Genomic DNA, 16878 nt, shown 5'->3' with positions numbered 1-16878 from the left:
TTTTCGAGCTGTATATGGCGGAAATGCGGGGGAATTACCAGTGCCGTGATATTCGCCGCTCATGGCTGGGCGCAGGCCGCGCTTGACGAACACAAACAACAGCTTCAACGTAACAGAGAAGCGACAAAGCCGTCCCGCGATCCAGCTCTATGCGGCCGATGTGGTTTGCTCGCGATCCGTCATATGGCTTCTCAGATGCATCAGCGTCAGTTCGGTACCCAGATGCGATAGTTCGGTCGCCGCGGCTTCCGCGGCATCCGCCGCCGGACCGGCGACGCGGACGAACATCTCCTCCTCATAACGGCGCACTGCCTCACGCCAGTCATGAAGCTGCAGGAGATAATCCGCGAGTTCCGCCGCATCACGCATCGCGGCATTGACGCCTTCACCACCGAAGGGCGACATCACATGCGCCGCGTCGCCGATAAGCGTAATTCCAATGCGGTTCTGCCAATAGTGGCCGACCGGCAGCGCGCAGATCTGCCGCGCGCGCAGATTGTCGTTGCTGGCTCTGATGAGATCGAGGAACTGCGGTGCCCAACCCTCGAATTCACGAGCAAGCCGTTCGCGGGCGATGGCGGGCCTGGCGAAATCGAAGGTCTGCTCCGCCCAGTCGGATGGCACGCGGAAAATCGCGTAACCGCGCAGATGCGCATTGGCGTTGCGCTGAACGATCATGGAGCGAGCGCCGCTCTCGACGCCGATCTTGCCGCGGCCGACGAGCTCAGACAATTGCGGATGCAGCCGATCGACATCGTCGATCCCGAATTCTACGAAGGTGAGTCCGGAATATTGCGGCGCATAGCGCGATACGAGAGGGCGCACTTTCGACCAGGCGCCATCAGCGCCGACGACAAGATCAAAGGGGCCGGCCGTTTCATCTCCGAAAATCAGGTCATAGCTGCCATCCTCACGCGGGCGAACCTCGCGCAGCGCCTTGCCCCATCGGATTGCGTCGGCGGGCAGCGAGGCGAGAAGCGCGTCCCTCAACGCCGTTCTGTCGACCTCCGGCCGTTCGCCATCGGCGGCCTCGTCGTCTGCAAGGAGCAGAGTGCCGTCCCCGTTATATAGCCGGCTACCTTGATCGTCGTAACGGGCCATCCTCGTAAATTCGGCTTCCAGGCCGGCGCGCCTCAAGGCGAACTGGCCCGTTTCCAGATGGAGATCGAGCGTGCCTCCCTGCGGCCGGAATTGAGCATCGGGGTCGCGCTCAAACACCGTCGCCTCGACACCGCCGGCATATAGTATGCGAGCGAGCGTCAGGCCCGCCGGCCCGGCGCCGATGATGGCAATGCGTGGTATTTCTTTCATGGACTTCATCCTTTGAATGGTTTAATTAGGTACCTATATAAATCTACTTAGGTGCCTATGCAAGTGGGAGCAGAGAAAATGGATGAATGGAAACTTTTCTCGACGCCTGCGCCATTGATCAACATGGCCGCACGCGCCATCGCGCGCCTCGGCGAGCGACGGGTGAAGGCCTTCGGCTTTAACATTGCGCAGATGCCGGTTCTCTATCTCTTGCGCGACGGCGCAGCGATGTCCCAGAAGGAACTCGCGCATTTCGCCAGGATCGAGCAGCCGTCGATGACCCAGATGCTCGCACGCATGGAACGCGACGGCCTTATCCACCGCACACCGGATCCCAAGGACGGTCGAAGCTCTCTGGTTTCTCTGACGGAGGCCGCGAAGGCGAAACTTCCGGCCGCCCGTGAAGCCCTGCATGCAAATAGCACGCGCGTTCTTGCAGGCTTCTCGCAGGATGACGTCGCGACCCTCGTGTCGCTGCTGCAGCGGCTCAACGAAAACCTAGACCGCGAAGTCGCCGAGGACCCGGCTCCCTAATATCTACGGGAATGGTATGGATCGGCTGATCTGGTGACGGCCACTTGGCGATTGCCAATGCAAAGTTGCCATTTGCGCTCCTTCGCCCAGAGCCTTCGCGCACCCCGTTCCAAGAACGGCCGTAATGCGCCTCACCGTTCTTCAGGGAGGCCTAAGGCGGAACCATGATTAGCCGGCTACCAAAGTGATCCGCTGCGCTGGCTTTTTGGCCAGAGATTCGAGCCGGTGGTGCGATGTTTCAGCAACACAGGCTCATATACTGCTGACATATATATCGTCGAGTATGGCAGCGTCCTTGTAAAAGAAAGACCGTGGATGCAATCCTCGCCGCGTGGGAATGGTAGCGCTTCGGGGTTGATGAACAGAATCTTGAACGGGCCTTTATGGTTCGCTCATGGCTCAATTTCATATCAGGAACGGAGTTACTATGAACATCAAGAGCCTTCTTCTCGGCTCCGCTGCTGCCTTGGCAGCAGTATCCGGCGCTCATGCAGCCGACGCCATCGTTGCTGCTGAGCCGGAGCCGCTCGAATACGTCCGCATCTGCGATGCATTCGGTGCTGGCTACTTCTTCATCCCAGGCACGGAAACCTGCCTCAGGGTCGGCGGCAAGGTTCGTACCGAAGGTCAGTGGTACGATCCCTATAATCGCACAAGCACGATCGGCACGAAGTGGCACACCCGCGCCGAACTCAACGTCAACACCGCGACCGACACCGAATACGGTCCGTTGAAGACGGAAACCATCGTCCGTTGGGACTGGAACGACGGCGGCTCCACCAGCACGAACCTGCTGTGGTCCTACATCAGCCTCGGCGGCTTCACCGTTGGTAAGACGGACTCGCAGTATAACCAGTTCGTTGGATATGCCGGCGATGTCATCAACGACGACGTGATCTATGACGGCCCTTACGAACTCAACCAGCTGACCTACAACTACGATAGCGGCACGGGTTTCACCGGCGTTATCTCGGTGGAAGACAGCAACTCCGGATCCACCAGCACTGCTTATGGCGGCGCGTGGCAATTGTCCGAGGCTGACCATTACGCCCCTAACGTCGTTGCTGGTCTCGGCTACAAGGCCGGCATGTTCGGCTTCAAGGTCGTTGGTGGTTATGACTCCATCGTCGAAGAAGGCGCCATCAAGGCTCGTATCGACGCGGACTTCGGTTTCCTCACGGCCTTCCTGATGGGTGGCTACAATACCGACGGCAGCAAGCTCAACCAATATGCCGGCTCGAACCAGAACGTCTCGGCTTGCACCTCGCCTGCAGGCGTTGTCAATGGCTCGAAATGCGGCTGGGGCGACTGGGCGGTTTGGGGCGGTGTTGGCGTTCCGATCAACGACAAGCTGAAGTGGAACCTCCAGCTCGCCTACACCGACTCGAAGATTTTCGAAGCGACGACGAACGTCAAGTTCAACCCGGTCAAGAACCTGCTGGTCGAACCGGAATTGACCTACGTTCACTATGACTATGCCAAGGACGATACCGTCTCCGGCATTCTTCGCTTTGAGCGCACGTTCTAATACCAGCTGATTTGGTTTGACCTTCGATCAGAGAATAAAGGCTCCGTGGAATTATCGGAGCCTTGTTCTCCGCTCGGCCGTCGAATCAAGATTTTGTTCAGACCGCGCCCACTGACAAGAGCGGTGCGGAAGCAGGCACGAGACGAACGAAAGTTCAATCTCGCTCGGCAAGTGACAGCTGAGTGCCGGAACCGATTTAAAGGAAAGCCCATGAAGAAGATCATTATGCTCGCGGCAATTGGAATGATTTCCACAAACGCGATGGCCGGACCCATGTACAACTCGAAATCGATGACTTGTGCATCCATTCACGAAAAAATTGCGAGTGAAGGCTCGATCGTACTGAAGTACCCCTCACACCAGCCAGGCAGTCTGATGTACAATCGCTATGTATCCAATTCGATGTCATGCCTCGGACAGGGATCGATGACCAGCGCCAGCGTGCCAACCAGCGACGATCCGAGCTGCAAGGTAAAGACCTGCAGCTTCGCCACTGGAAAAGGACCGAATAAAAATCACTGACGTGACGGACCGAGCCGCTGTGCTCGTTTGACCTTAAAGGTCCATCGCACCTTACAGCGCTCGCGCGCGTCGATCCAGACAAAGGCGGCGGGAATTTTTCCCGCCGCCAACATGCTCCTCCTCCCGCGAGCACCAAACGGACAGCTCGCCTGTTGGCGCGACAAATGCCCAACGGCGCAATAATACTTTGCGATTGCCCATACCCAGCCATAGCGGGACGCAGCGGCTGTTTCTTATACAGCCGACACTTCGCACACTTCCCCTGCCCTCAGCGGGCGGCATCGTCCCAGATTACCATTGGCGGACAAAGCGGCGCTCTGCCTGATCTCGGTCAAAAAACCTTGCCGTATGAAGCCTGGCGCGATTAATTTCGAGAAAAGATCGCTCCAGTGTCGGATTGCTGAAGCCTCACCCGTCCTAGGGTCGTCCAATCCGTCAATTTAGAAGGATCATAACCATGCCGAATACCATACGCCTGCACCGCGTCCTGGCAACCAGCCCGGAGAAGGTCTATCGCGCATTCCTCGAGGCGGACGCGCTCGCCAAATGGCTCCCGCCGAACGGCTTTGCCTGCACCGTACACCACTTCGAACCGACAGTCGGCGGCACCTTCAAGATGTCGTTCCGCAACTTTACGACGAGCCAAAGCCACGCCTTCGGTGGCGAATTTCGCGAGCTCGTCCCAGGCGAACTGGTGCGCTATACCGACAAGTTCGACGATCCGAACCTGCCGGGCGAAATGGAAGTGACCGTGTCGTTGAAGAAGGTCCTGGTCGGGACCGAAGTGAATATAACCCAGGCCGGCATACCCGATGTCATTCCGCCCGAAGCCTGCTATCTCGGCTGGCAGGAATCGCTGCGCAACCTGGCAAAGCTCGTCGAGCCTGAGATCAATCAGTAAGCTCGGCGCCCACAAGGCTTCCGCGCGCAACCCCTTCTCCCCTCGGGGAGAAGGAGTTTTCGGCCCGGACGAGCGGCGTCCTTCAGACGACCGGCACGTCGAACACTTCGCCTGCCCTCAGCGGCCGAAACCGGTCCGGCTCCACGCCTTCGGCCTTCAGCGCCGCGTCCAACGCGTGGACCGGCTCATCAATCCCCTCGTCCGTCAGCTGGAATGTCGCGAAATGATGCCCGGCGACATAGGCGGCGTTGCAGAGCTTCATGCCCTTGACCGCCTCTTCAGGGTTCTGGTGCTGGCCCTTCATGAACCAGCGCGGCTCATAGGCGCCGAAAGGCAGAATGGCGAGGCGGAAGCCGCCATGTTTCTGCCTGACGGCCTCGTAGTTAATGCCGTCGTGAAAGCCTGTGTCGCCGACATGGTAGATCTTGCCAGCCGGCGTCGTGAGCACGAAAGCGGCCCACAGCGCCATGCGCCGGTCGCCCATCCCTCGCGCCGACCAGTGGTGGCAGGGCTCGGCATCGATGGTCGCCCCGCCGTTGACAGCGATGCGATCGCCCCAATCGACGACAACGATTTCGGCGTCGGGCACGGCGCGGCGAATGATCGCGTCGTTGCCGAGCGGCGTGACGATCTTCGGCCGGTGCGCCGCCTGCAGGCGCGTGAGCGTGGCGAGATCGAGGTGGTCGTAGTGATTGTGCGAGACCAGTACGAGGTCGATGGGCGGCAGGTCCTCGAAACGGATGCCGGGCGGCACCACGCGCTTCGGCCCGATCGAGCGGAACGGACTGACGCGCTCGGACCAGACCGGGTCCGTCAGGATGTTCAGCCCAGGGACCTGCACCAGCATCGACGCATGCCCGACCATGGTCACCCGCATCTGCTCGCCGAACACATGCCGGTCTGGCTTTGCCGGGGGAAAGGCGCTGATGACCGGATTGGGCCAGCGCACCCGTCCGCCCGCGAACTGCCATTTCAGCAGATCAAGCGAACTTCCCGGCCCGACACCGCCGGGATTGAAGAAGCGCAGACCATCGAAATGGTCGGAAGCCGGGCCTTGATAATAGGGGTTCTTTTTCTTGCCGGAGCCGGATGCGCTTGTCATGGCCTGTCCGCTCCTTGCTCGCCCATCATTTCCCCTTCGCCAGACAAGCCGGCCTTCGCCAACAACTCCTCGACCTCGCGCGCCGTCAGCGTTCGCTCAAGCACGACATTGGCCGGCATGGCGAAAAGCTGCGGCGTGAAGAAGCTCGTGTCCCAGAACGCGGCGCCTTCGACGGAGGGCGAAAGCAGGATGACCGGCATGCCGTCGATGCGGGTGATGGTATCGACGGACGCTTCGCCTGATATCTCGACAGTGCCGGACTGATCGGCCTGCACTGTCTCATAGCGCCACCAGGGCTCGTCGTTACCGTCTTCCACCACGGTTACGCAACGCGCCATGTCGATGATGAACCGGTTAGGCGCGCGGCCGCCCGGCAAGGTCTCGCCAAACGCTGCCTGGATCAGCGTGAACAGATGAAAGCAATTGACGATGTTCTCATAGCGCAGGCGGAAGCCTCGGCGGCTCGGCACATGCAAAACCACAAGACCGTCGCTACGGCTCAGAAGCATCTGGCGGACCCAGGCGGCACCCGGCGTATAATCCTGCAGCTCGGCAAGCTGCGCCATCAGGCCGGCATTGCCGGCGGCGAGCTTGCGCTCCTCCGGCATCGAGGCAAGGTGAGACACGACCGACTGGCCGAGCAATTGGAAGGCTTCGAGCAGTTGCTGTTGCTTCGGGCTCAGCTCCTTGCGGCCTGCAAAGCCGCGATGGATCTGCGGCAGCCAGGCCGTAAAAAGCTCCCACACGGCAGGACCGCTGCGCTCGGCGGAACCGCCGGTCTCGACGATGGTGCCAAGCATGTTGGCCAGGATCGCGGCCCCAGGAGGCGGCAGGCTGCGCAACTCGCGCGCTGCCCTCGTGACGATTTTCGGCTGCAGCTTGGCTCCGGCATAAAAGGCCTGCGCCGCCGCGTTGAACCGCGCGTCGACCCGGCCGCCGGCATAGCTGCGGCAGGCGGCAAGAAGATTGGTCAGGGCTGCATCGTTCATTCAGATCTGTCTCGGGGAATCATGGCTTGGCGGGGATCAATACAATAATTAGAGGAGCGTATTGGCGGTAAAACGACGTTCATATAGCGATATTGGGCATGCATCCCAGGCATTTCCACCGCCTCGGGTTGACTTTGGCAGCCTTTTCCTGTTTATCGCCCGCAATCTGCGACGAGCACAAGCCTCCGAGCCACCGACCGGGACCCATAAAGGTATAAAGAGATCCCGGAGGTCAACACCCGACAGCGCGACGCGCCCTCGGGTGCTTTTTGGCTTTGCGTCTTGTTTTCGTCATGGAAAAGCACGACGTTTTCGGGCGAGGACCCGCGCATCTCCCTTTCGAGGCAAAGCCGAGGAAGATAAGGAATAGGCGCAAATCTAAAGCCCAGAGCGATCGATAAGGAAGAATTGATGTTTGAAAACCTCCAGGACCGTCTTGGTTCCATTCTGAATGGACTGACAGGCCGCGGCGCGCTTTCGGAAGCTGATGTTTCCGCAGCACTCCGCGAGGTTCGCCGCGCGCTTCTCGAAGCCGACGTGGCGCTTGATGTCGTGCGCTCCTTTACCGACCGAGTCCGCGAGAAGGCCGTCGGCGCCGGGATCCTGAAGTCGATCAAGCCCGGCCAGATGGTCGTCAAGATCGTCCATGACGAGCTGATCGAAATGCTCGGCGGCGAAGGCGTGGGCATCGACCTCAACGCGCCGGCCCCGGTCGTCGTCATGATGGTCGGTCTACAGGGCTCGGGCAAGACCACCACGTCGGCGAAGATCGCCCACCGCCTGACCAGCCGCGACCGCAAGAAGGTCCTGATGGCCTCGCTCGACACGCGCCGTCCGGCAGCGCAGGAGCAGTTGCGCCAGCTCGGCGTCCAGGCCGGCATCGATACGCTGCCCATCATCGCCGGCCAGTCGCCGACCGATATTGCCGCGCGCGCCGTGCAAGCCGCCAAGCTCGGCGGCCATGACGTCGTCATCCTCGATACCGCCGGCCGCACGCATATCGACGAGCCGCTCATGGTCGAGATGGCGGATATCAAGAAGCGGTCGAACCCGCACGAAATCCTGCTGGTTGCCGACAGCTTGACCGGTCAGGACGCCGTCAACCTCGCCCGCAATTTCGACGACCGCGTCGGCATTACCGGCCTGGTGCTGACCCGCATGGACGGCGACGGCCGTGGCGGTGCCGCCCTTTCGATGCGCGCCGTGACCGGCAAGCCGATCAAGCTGATCGGCGTCGGCGAAAAGATGGGCGAGCTGGAGGAGTTCCACCCCCGCCGTATCGCCGACCGCATCCTCGGCATGGGCGATATCGTCTCGCTGGTCGAGAAGGCTGCTGAAAACATCGACGCCGAAAAGGCGGCCGCCATGGCCGCCAAGATGGCCAAGGGCAAGTTCGACCTGAACGACCTTGCCGATCAGCTCGGCCAGATGCAGAAGATGGGCGGCATGGGCGGCATCATGGGCATGATGCCCGGCATGGCCGGCATGAAGGACAAGATGGCCGCCGCCGGCCTCAACGACAAGCTTTTCGGCCGCCAACTCGCCATCATCTCCTCGATGACCAAGGCCGAGCGCGCCAATCCGGATCTTCTGAAACATTCCCGCAAGAAGCGCATCGCTAGCGGCTCCGGCACTGACGCCTCCGACATCAACAAGCTTCTGAAGATGCACCGCCAGATGGCGGACATGATGAAGATGATGGGCGGCAAGGGCAAAGGCGGCATGATGAAGCAGCTGATGGGCGGCCTCGCCGGCAAGATGGGCCTCGGCGGCGGCGGTATGGGCGGCATGCCCGACCTGTCGAACATGGATCCCAAGCAGCTCGAAGCCCTGCAGAAACAGGCCGAAGCCGCGGGCCTAGGCCGCCCCGGCGGCATGCCCGGCCTTGGCGGTGGCGGATTGCCCGGTCTCGGCGGCGCCAAGCTGCCAGGCCTCGGCGGCGGGTTCCCCGGCCTGCCCGGTTTACCGAAGAAGAAGTGAGAAGGATCGTTGACCCCCATGATTGATCCAGACGTCAAGGCCCAATTGGGCAACTACCGCCAGTCGATCGACAATATCGATGCTGCACTGGTGCACATGCTGGCCGAACGCTTCCGCTGCACCAAAGAGGTCGGCGTGCTGAAGGCCAAGTACAATCTGCCGCCGGCCGACCCGGCGCGCGAGGAATTCCAGATCGAACGCCTGCGCCGCCTAGCAAAGGACGCCAATCTGGACCCGGATTTCGCCGAGAAGTTCCTGAACTTCGTCATCAAGGAAGTCATCCGGCATCATGAACAGATCGCTGCTGATCTCAAAGCATGATCCCGAAACGTGTGAAGCGGATTTCGGAAGAGATCATGCAACACACAAAAACAGCAACAGCAAATAAACACGCCGCCAAAATCAAGCGGTCACAAAAAGCCTAAGGAGTAAGAAACATGGCACTGAAAATTCGTCTCGCCCGCGGTGGTTCCAAGAAGCGCCCGTACTACCACGTTGTCGTAGCCGACGCCCGTTCGCCGCGCGATGGCCGCTTCCTGGAGAAGGTCGGTTCCTGGAACCCGATGCTCGCCAAGGACGACGCCAAGCGCGTTGAGCTCGACGCCGACCGCATCAAGCATTGGCTCGACAACGGCGCTCAGCCGACCGACCGCGTTCTGCGCTTCCTCGCCGAAGCCGGCGTTGCAACGCGCGACGTCAAGAGCAACCCGGAAAAGGCAAAGCCGGGCAAGAAGGCTCAGGAACGCGCTGCCGAAAAGGCACAGAAGGCTGCTGACGCCGCCGCTGCCGAATAATCGGCCCTTGCAATCATCGAAAAACGGGCGGCATGGCGACATGCCGCCCGTTTTTCATTTCCCATCGGCGGATGTTCATCTTATGAGAGAACGCAACTACAGCGGCGCGCGTCACATGTGACGCGCAAAGGTCGCTGTAGCACTTTAGATCTGCTGCATAATTTTGTCCTTAAATCGATTCCGATTTAAGGAATTATGCAGTGATCCCGGCAATCGGCGAAGAGAGCATGACGAAACTGCAAAACCCGGTATTGATGGCGACCATCGGCGCGGCACAGGGCCTTAAAGGCGAGGTGCGCGCGCGCGCCTATACGTCGGATCCCGCAGCGCTTGGCGACTACGGCCACCTGCACAGCATGGACGGCCGCAGCTTCGAGGTTCTGGAAATCCGTGAAGCCAAGAACGTGGTGGTGGTACGCTTCCGCGGCGTCAATGACCGCGACGCCGCCGAGGCGCTGAACGGGCTGGAGCTCTATATCGAGCGCGACAACCTGCCGGATGACGAGCTTGATGATGACGAATTCTTCTACACCGACCTCGAAGGGCTGGAAGCCGTCGACGACAAGGGCACCGGCTACGGCACGGTCAGCGGCGTCTATGATTTCGGCGCCGGCGACCTTCTGGAGCTGAAGGGGCCCGGCAAGCGTCCGGTCCTGATCCCCTTCTCCGAAACGGCCGTCCTCGAAATCGATCTCGAAGGCGGCAAGATCCTGATCGATCCGTTGGCCGCCGGCCTGATCGACAACCCGGACGACCTTATCGGCAAGCCGCCGAAACCGCCGAAGCCGGAAGGCGAGACAAAGAAATAATCCTGATTGGGAAGTGACCGCGCCATGAGTTTCCGGGCGACCATCCTGACGCTTTATCCCGAGATGTTTCCCGGCCATCTCGGCACGTCCCTTGCCGGCAAGGCGATGGAGCGCGGGCAATGGGCGCTGGACACCGTGCAAATCCGCGATTTCGCGACCGACAGGCATCGCACCGTCGATGACACGCCGGCCGGCGGCGGCGCCGGCATGGTGCTGAAACCGGATGTGCTTGCCCGCGCCATCGACCATGCCAGCGAAAACGACAGCCGCCCGCGTCTGCTGATGAGCCCGCGCGGGGCGCCGCTGACGCAGAAGCGCGTGCGCGAGCTGGCCGTCGGCGACGGCGTCATCATCGTCTGCGGCCGCTTCGAAGGCGTCGACCAGCGGGTGATCGACGGCCGCGGCCTGGAGGAAGTGTCGATCGGCGACTACATCCTGTCCGGCGGCGAGCCGGCCGCGCTGATCCTGCTCGACGCCATCGTCCGCATCCTGCCCGGCGTCATGGGCAACGACCTATCCGGCCTCAACGAAAGCTTCGAGAGCGGCCTGCTGGAACATCCGCACTATACCCGCCCGCAGATTTGGGAAGACCGCGAGATCCCCGCGGTGCTCACCTCGGGCAACCATGCCGCCATCGCCAAATGGCAGAGGGAAGAGGCCGAACGACTGACCAGGGAACGCCGGTCGGACCTATTGGAGAAATAGCTGAAAGCTGCCATTTTTGGTCCGTGAACGACCTGATGATCAAATGCCGATTTCGAATATGACGACACTCGGCGCTGGCAGGTAACGCCAAAGAACCTGGAAACTATCGTCAGGGAATTGCGCCCCAATCTCGGATCCCCCTGACGGACGTCCGCATCATTGCGATCGAGGAAACTTATGTCTGAGCTCAAGCATGATGATGAAAAACAAACGAATATTTTCTTTCAGCTGGAGCCACAAGATCTGATGCACGCGCTCCGCCTGCATTTTCGGCAACATCTTCGGAGCAGGCCTGGATTCATCCGTCTCGCGATCACATGGGTCCTGGCGGTGGTGGCCTATGGAATTCTCGTGGCCGGTTTGGTCGATCCGAACGACGCATTCGTGTCCATCTTGAGTTTTGCGATCCTCGCGCCTGTTGCGATCACCGGCATCCCCTTTCTGATCGTCTATACGTTCGGCGGACGAACGGCGAGACGAACCTTCAGGGAGCAAAAAACGCTACAGAAACCCCTTCATTTTTCGTGGACCGAGAGCGGTGTTCATCTCTGGAGTGATTTCGGCGAAGCACGCTTGCAATGGAGCGATTTCCTGAAGGCACGGCAGGATCGCCACTGCATCCTGCTCTATGAATCCCAGCGCCTCTATAGGATCATACCGAAGCGCGTTCTGACAAATGATCAAATCAGAGAGCTGCAGGCTTTGGCTCTCAAGGTGCGGGACCATCAGGGATTTTGATGGTGGCAGGCGCGATCCGGCGATAAAGAAGCAATGGGGCAGGATGCCGCAATAGCGAGGAGGACAATAGGGATGGCGAAGAACGGCGCAACAGAGGCTGAGCAGGGAGCCTTTCCCTCTCAACTGATAGACGAGAGAATTCAGGAACTGGGCGACTGGCGTGGTGAAACGCTCGCCCGGGTCCGGGCCCTCATCAGGCAGGCCGATCCCGATGTGGTCGAGGAATGGAAATGGCGGGGCGTTCCCGTCTGGTCGGACGGCGGGATCATCTGCACCGGCGAGACCTACAAGAGTGTCGTGAAATTGACCTTCGCCAAGGGCGCTTCGCTGGAAGACCCTTCTGGCCTCTTCAACTCCAGCCTCGAAGGCAATACGAGACGGGCCATCGATATCCGCGAGAACGAAGCTATCGATGAGGAGGCGCTGAAGGCACTCGTTCGTGCGGCGGCTGCACTGAATATATCGACGCTGAAAAAGCCGAAGAAAGCCTGAACGACATCCGGGGGTGGCGGCGGACCACAAACCGCCATTGAAAGCCGCTTGCGCTGCAACAAATTCGCCGCCAAGGGGTGACAAAGCTGTGACAATAGGATATGTGCGCGCCGGGTATGGGAAATTTCCCATCAACCACCAAAGAAAAGCAGACGTATTCGCCCCTGCCTTCACAGGCATATATTCGAGGCGAGACCTTTAAGGTCCGACCAAGGATAGATCGCTCAGGGCGCTCTGGCTGTTGAAGCAACAACGAGGTTGATAATATGAACATCATTCAGCAGTTGGAAGCCGAACAGGCTGCCAAGATCGAAGCCAAGCGCACGCTTCCCGAATTTTCCGCCGGCGACACCGTCCGCGTCAACGTGAAGGTCACGGAAGGCAACCGTACCCGCGTTCAGGCCTATGAAGGCGTCTGCATTGCTCGCTCCGGCGGCGGCCTGCAGGAAAACTTCACGGTCCGCAAGATCTCCTACGGCGAAGGCGTCGAGCGCGTATTCCCGGTTTACTCGCCGATGATCGAAAGCGTCGAAATCGTTCGCCGCGGTAAGGTCCGTCGCGCCAAGCTCTACTACCTGCGCGACCTGCGCGGCAAGGCTGCTCGTATCGTCGAGAACACCGGCACCCGCGCCCGCAAGCTCAACGACGCCGAGCGTCAGGCTTTCGCCGATGAAAAGGCTCGTATCGAAGCCGAGAAGGTTGCAGCAGCCCAGGCTCTCGCAGCCGAGAAGGCAGCCGCCGAAGCCGCTGAAGCAAAAGCAGCAGCCGAAGCAAAGGCAGCGGCCGATGCAGCAGCAGCTGCTGCCGCCGCAGAGCCGGCAGCCGAGTAAATTTCGATCCATCCGGATCGCTACGCTTAAAGGCGGCCTTCGGGTCGCCTTTTTGCTGCCTGCCGAATACAGCTGGGCAGAAAGAAAATTCCGCCGCCACCCGCTTATTTTAGAGTTACTTTTCCGCTTTTATGATCGTGGCAATGGCAATGGCCTTGCCATCTGCTTTCCAAATATGACACTTTTCCGCGCGCTAACCGGGGAGATTTCCATGGCATTCCGTCGCTCGTTCCTTCTGGGCCTCAGCGCCCTCGTGCTTGCACCTTTCGCTTCCTTCGCCGCCGACCTGCCGAACCTTAACGGCAAGACCGTCGTCGTCGTCACCGAGAATGCCTATCCGCCGCTGCAATTCGTTGATCCCAAGTCCGGCAAGGCGATCGGCTGGGAATATGACGCGATGAACGAGATCGCCAAGCGGCTGAACTTCAAGGTCGAATACCAGAACACCAGCTGGGACGCGATGATCCAGGCCGTCTCGGAAGGCCAGTACAACATCGGCATGACCGGCATCACCATCAAGGAAGACCGCAAGCAGAAGGTCGACTTCTCCGATCCCTACATGCGCTCGCAGCAGTTCATGCTGGTGCGTGGCGACGAGAAGCGCTTCACCGATGCCAAGAGCTTCGGCGCTTTCAAGGACGGCCTGATCGGCGCGCAGCCGGGCACGACCCCCTTCTACACTGCAGTCTATGAAGTTCTCGACGGCAACGAGCAGAACCCGCGCATCAAGACCTTCGAAACCTTCGGCGCGACCGTACAGGCGCTGAAGACCGGCGACGTCGATCTAGTGCTGACCGACGGCACAGCCGGCAAGGGCTATGTCGATGCTTCCAACGGGGGCCTGAAGCTGATTGGCGGGCCGCTCGGTACAGAGGATTTCGGCTTCATCTTCCAGAAGGGTTCCGACCTCGTCGCTCCGATCAATGCCGCCATCGCCAGCCTCAAGGCCGACGGCACACTCGAAGCGCTGAACAAGAAGTGGTTCCTCGACTACAAGATGGGCCAATGAAATTAGCTGATCGACATATGGGAAGCCCGCTCTGATGGCCCTGCTCGCAGGCCCGGGCGGGCACCAAGGCAAGGATGACTTTCCCTGGTGGTTGATCGCACTCGTCGTTCTCGGCGTCGTCGTCTCCATCGCAATCGCCGCGAACGGCCTCTACGCCCAGATCTTCTCTCTTTTGCTCAATGGCGTCAGTGTCACAATTTTCGTGACACTGGTGGCCTTCACGCTCGCCATGCTCTTCGGTCTCGGCCTCGCCTTACTCGGCCTGTCGGACTTCCTCGTGCTCAGGCAGGTCGCCCGCTTCTATATCGAGATCGTGCGCGGCATCCCGATGCTGGTGCTGCTCTCCTATGTTGCCTTCGTCGGCACGCCGGCCTTCGTGGCCATCTACAATGTCTTGACGTCGCCGCTGATCTCCACCGGCTGGACAAATCCGCTTGTCGTGCGCGACGTGCCGTTTGTCTGGCGCACCATCATCGCGCTGATGATCGGCTATTCCTCCTTCATCGCCGAGATTTTCCGCGCTGGCATCCAGGCGGTCGACCAGGGCCAGATCGAGGCGGCGAAGGCGCTGGGGCTCACCCGCTTCCAGCGCTTCAGGCTCGTCGTCTTCCCGCAGGCGATCCGCGTCATCCTGCCGCCGCTGTCGAACGATTTCATCGCCATGGTCAAGGATAGCTCGCTGGTTTCCGTGCTGGGGGTCGCCGACATCAGCCAGCTCGCCAAGCTCTACTACTCGGCCAACTTCCGCTACTTCGAAACGCTGTCGATCCTCGCCTTCATCTATCTGCTGATAACGATCGGCCTCTCGCTGCTGCTACGGCAGCTGGAATCCTGGATGCGGCGGCGGACCGGTGCGGACCGGTCCGCCTTCCGCCCTCTTAGCGTGGGTCAGCCGCCCGACGTACAGGTGTAGCGCCTGCGGCCAAACGTCAGCCCCCAATACCACCCCATCGTCACCATTGCCGAGACTTCAGAAAATTGATATGAGCAACGCCATGACTAGGATCATGAGCAAAGACGGGCGCTACGTCACGGCTTTCGTGCTGCAGGACCACAAGCGCCTGCCGGCACGCTTCTTTGCGATGATTTCGGGCGCGCTCAACAGCCGACTTCGCTGATCACACCCGAGGCCGGCGGTCCTGATCCGTCACCCCCTTTTTCGACACTGCCAATATGGATCTGTAGCCATGAGCGCTCCACGCACACTTTACGACAAAATCTGGGATGATCATCTCGTCGACGCGCAAGACGACGGCACCTGTCTTCTTTATATCGACCGCCATCTCGTTCATGAGGTGACGTCGCCGCAGGCATTCGAAGGCCTGCGCATGACCGGTCGCAAGGTTCACGCGCCGCAAAAGACGCTTGCTGTCGTCGACCACAACGTTCCGACCTCGCCCGATCGCCACCTCGGCATCAAGAATGAGGAAAGCCGCATCCAGGTCGAGGCGCTTGCCAAGAACGCCGCCGAATTCGGCGTGGAATACTACTCCGAAAACGACAAGCGCCAGGGCATCGTCCACATCATCGGCCCCGAGCAGGGCTTCACCTTGCCCGGCATGACCATCGTCTGCGGCGACAGCCACACCTCGACGCATGGTGCCTTCGGCTCGCTGGCGCACGGCATCGGCACGTCTGAAGTGGAACACGTTCTGGCAACCCAGACGCTGATCCAGAAGAAGGCCAAGAACATGCTGGTGCAGGTCAACGGCCAGCTGCCACCAGGCGTCACCGCCAAGGACATCATCCTCGCCATCATCGGCGAGATCGGCACCGCCGGCGGCACCGGCTACGTCATCGAATATGCCGGCGAAGCCATTCGCGCGCTGTCGATGGAAGGCCGCATGACCATCTGCAACATGTCGATCGAGGGCGGTGCTCGCGCCGGCCTGATCGCACCGGACGAGATCACCTTCGAATACATCAAGGGCAAGCCGCGCGCGCCGAAGGGTGAAGCGCTGGAACAGGCGATCGCCTACTGGAAGACGCTGACATCGGACGAAGGCGCGCATTACGACCGCATCGTCACGCTCGACGCTGCTGCCCTGCCGCCGATCGTTTCCTGGGGCTCCTCGCCGGAAGACGTCGTCTCCGTCCAGGGCATCGTCCCGAACCCGGACGAGATCCAGGACGAGAACAAGCGCACCTCCAAGTGGCGCGCCCTCGACTATATGGGCCTGAAGCCGGGCACGAAGATGACCGACATCACGCTCGACCGCGTCTTCATCGGCTCCTGCACCAACGGCCGCATCGAAGACCTGCGCGCCGTCGCCAAGGTCGTCGAAGGCAAGACGGTGGCTTCGACGGTCGACGCCATGATCGTTCCGGGCTCCGGCCTCGTGAAGGAGCAGGCGGAAGCCGAAGGCCTCGACAAGATCTTCAAGGCCGCCGGCTTCGACTGGCGCGAGCCCGGCTGTTCCATGTGTCTTGCCATGAACGACGACCGCCTGAAGCCGGGCGAGCGCTGCGCATCCACTTCGAACCGCAACTTCGAAGGCCGGCAGGGCTTCAAGGGCCGCACGCATCTGGTCTCCCCGGCCATGGCCGCAGCCGCCGCGATCGCCGGCCACTTCGTCGATATCCGCGAGTGGAACTGATCCGCTTCGAAGCATGAATAACAAAGGGCGGCCTTGG

The 16878-nt window shown here is 60.6% G+C and carries 19 protein-coding genes; 16 read left to right on the top strand and 3 right to left on the bottom strand.

What is annotated here, in order from left to right; genetic code table 11:
* Positions 1–147 precede the first annotated feature (147 nt).
* Positions 148–1311 carry an NAD(P)/FAD-dependent oxidoreductase gene (locus tag JTP94_RS27490; RefSeq protein WP_204853569.1) on the bottom strand — a complete coding sequence of 388 codons (1164 nt, stop codon included), beginning with the start codon at positions 1309–1311 and terminating at the stop codon, positions 148–150.
* 78 nt (positions 1312–1389) lie between these two features.
* Here JTP94_RS27490 and JTP94_RS27485 point away from each other — a divergent pair, with 78 nt between their 5' ends.
* The 4 genes from JTP94_RS27485 to JTP94_RS27470 all read left to right on the top strand — a co-directional run bounded on the left by JTP94_RS27485 (position 1390) and on the right by JTP94_RS27470 (position 4796).
* Positions 1390–1845, top strand: a complete 456-nt coding sequence (locus JTP94_RS27485) for a MarR family winged helix-turn-helix transcriptional regulator (protein WP_204853567.1) — start codon at positions 1390–1392, stop codon at positions 1843–1845.
* A 427-nt stretch (positions 1846–2272) separates the two neighbouring features.
* Positions 2273–3373: a porin gene (locus JTP94_RS27480; protein ID WP_204853566.1), complete on the top strand. Its 1101-nt coding sequence runs from the start codon at positions 2273–2275 to the stop codon at positions 3371–3373.
* A 210-nt stretch (positions 3374–3583) separates the two neighbouring features.
* Positions 3584–3895 (top strand): hypothetical protein, encoded by a 312-nt coding sequence (locus JTP94_RS27475; RefSeq protein WP_204853565.1) that lies wholly within the window; start codon positions 3584–3586, stop codon positions 3893–3895.
* A gap of 457 nt (positions 3896–4352) precedes the next feature.
* On the top strand, positions 4353–4796 hold the full coding sequence (locus tag JTP94_RS27470; RefSeq protein ID WP_204853564.1) for an SRPBCC family protein: 444 nt from the start codon (positions 4353–4355) through the stop codon (positions 4794–4796).
* A gap of 82 nt (positions 4797–4878) precedes the next feature.
* Here JTP94_RS27470 and JTP94_RS27465 read toward each other — a convergent pair whose 3' ends face one another.
* Positions 4879–5898: an MBL fold metallo-hydrolase gene (locus JTP94_RS27465; RefSeq protein ID WP_204853563.1), complete on the bottom strand. Its 1020-nt coding sequence runs from the start codon at positions 5896–5898 to the stop codon at positions 4879–4881.
* Positions 5895–6887: a hypothetical protein gene (locus JTP94_RS27460; protein WP_204853562.1), complete on the bottom strand. Its 993-nt coding sequence runs from the start codon at positions 6885–6887 to the stop codon at positions 5895–5897. Before JTP94_RS27460 ends, JTP94_RS27465 begins: the two co-directional genes overlap by 4 nt.
* A gap of 411 nt (positions 6888–7298) precedes the next feature.
* Between JTP94_RS27460 and ffh the strand changes: the two genes are divergently transcribed.
* The 12 genes from ffh (at position 7299) to leuC (ending at position 16841) form a co-directional block, all read left to right on the top strand.
* Positions 7299–8867, top strand: a complete 1569-nt coding sequence (ffh, locus tag JTP94_RS27455) for a signal recognition particle protein (RefSeq protein ID WP_204853561.1) — start codon at positions 7299–7301, stop codon at positions 8865–8867.
* An 18-nt stretch (positions 8868–8885) separates the two neighbouring features.
* Positions 8886–9188 carry a chorismate mutase gene (locus JTP94_RS27450; RefSeq protein WP_034509068.1) on the top strand — a complete coding sequence of 101 codons (303 nt, stop codon included), beginning with the start codon at positions 8886–8888 and terminating at the stop codon, positions 9186–9188.
* Between the two features lie 116 nt (positions 9189–9304).
* Positions 9305–9661 carry a 30S ribosomal protein S16 gene (gene rpsP, locus JTP94_RS27445; RefSeq protein WP_204853560.1) on the top strand — a complete coding sequence of 119 codons (357 nt, stop codon included), beginning with the start codon at positions 9305–9307 and terminating at the stop codon, positions 9659–9661.
* 227 nt (positions 9662–9888) lie between these two features.
* Complete coding sequence (rimM, locus tag JTP94_RS27440) at positions 9889–10470, top strand: ribosome maturation factor RimM (protein ID WP_204853559.1); 582 nt, start codon at positions 9889–9891, stop codon at positions 10468–10470.
* Between the two features lie 24 nt (positions 10471–10494).
* Positions 10495–11175, top strand: a complete 681-nt coding sequence (gene trmD, locus JTP94_RS27435) for a tRNA (guanosine(37)-N1)-methyltransferase TrmD (protein ID WP_204853558.1) — start codon at positions 10495–10497, stop codon at positions 11173–11175.
* A gap of 177 nt (positions 11176–11352) precedes the next feature.
* A complete protein-coding gene (locus JTP94_RS27430) occupies positions 11353–11913 on the top strand; it encodes a YcxB family protein (RefSeq protein ID WP_204853557.1) in 561 nt (186 codons plus the stop codon).
* A 72-nt stretch (positions 11914–11985) separates the two neighbouring features.
* The gene (locus JTP94_RS27425; protein WP_204853556.1) at positions 11986–12405 is read left to right on the top strand and encodes a DUF1801 domain-containing protein; all 420 of its coding nucleotides are present in this window, start codon (positions 11986–11988) and stop codon (positions 12403–12405) included.
* A 266-nt stretch (positions 12406–12671) separates the two neighbouring features.
* Positions 12672–13235, top strand: a complete 564-nt coding sequence (gene rplS, locus JTP94_RS27420) for a 50S ribosomal protein L19 (protein WP_204853555.1) — start codon at positions 12672–12674, stop codon at positions 13233–13235.
* Between the two features lie 211 nt (positions 13236–13446).
* Positions 13447–14244 (top strand): basic amino acid ABC transporter substrate-binding protein, encoded by a 798-nt coding sequence (locus JTP94_RS27415; protein WP_204853554.1) that lies wholly within the window; start codon positions 13447–13449, stop codon positions 14242–14244.
* Positions 14245–14278: 34 nt separating this feature from the next.
* Positions 14279–15157, top strand: coding sequence for an amino acid ABC transporter permease (locus JTP94_RS27410; RefSeq protein WP_204853553.1), 879 nt, complete (start codon positions 14279–14281; stop codon positions 15155–15157).
* A 70-nt stretch (positions 15158–15227) separates the two neighbouring features.
* Positions 15228–15362: a hypothetical protein gene (locus tag JTP94_RS35845; protein ID WP_281434843.1), complete on the top strand. Its 135-nt coding sequence runs from the start codon at positions 15228–15230 to the stop codon at positions 15360–15362.
* A 69-nt stretch (positions 15363–15431) separates the two neighbouring features.
* Positions 15432–16841 (top strand): 3-isopropylmalate dehydratase large subunit, encoded by a 1410-nt coding sequence (gene leuC / locus JTP94_RS27405; protein ID WP_204853552.1) that lies wholly within the window; start codon positions 15432–15434, stop codon positions 16839–16841.
* Positions 16842–16878: the final 37 nt, after the last annotated feature.

This window comes from Martinezella lusitana, assembly GCF_016901135.1.
GTDB classification, from domain to species: domain Bacteria; phylum Pseudomonadota; class Alphaproteobacteria; order Rhizobiales; family Rhizobiaceae; genus Rhizobium; species Rhizobium lusitanum_D.
The sequence above is the reverse complement of the archived record's forward strand: the minus strand, read 5'-3'. Positions and strand labels throughout refer to the sequence as shown.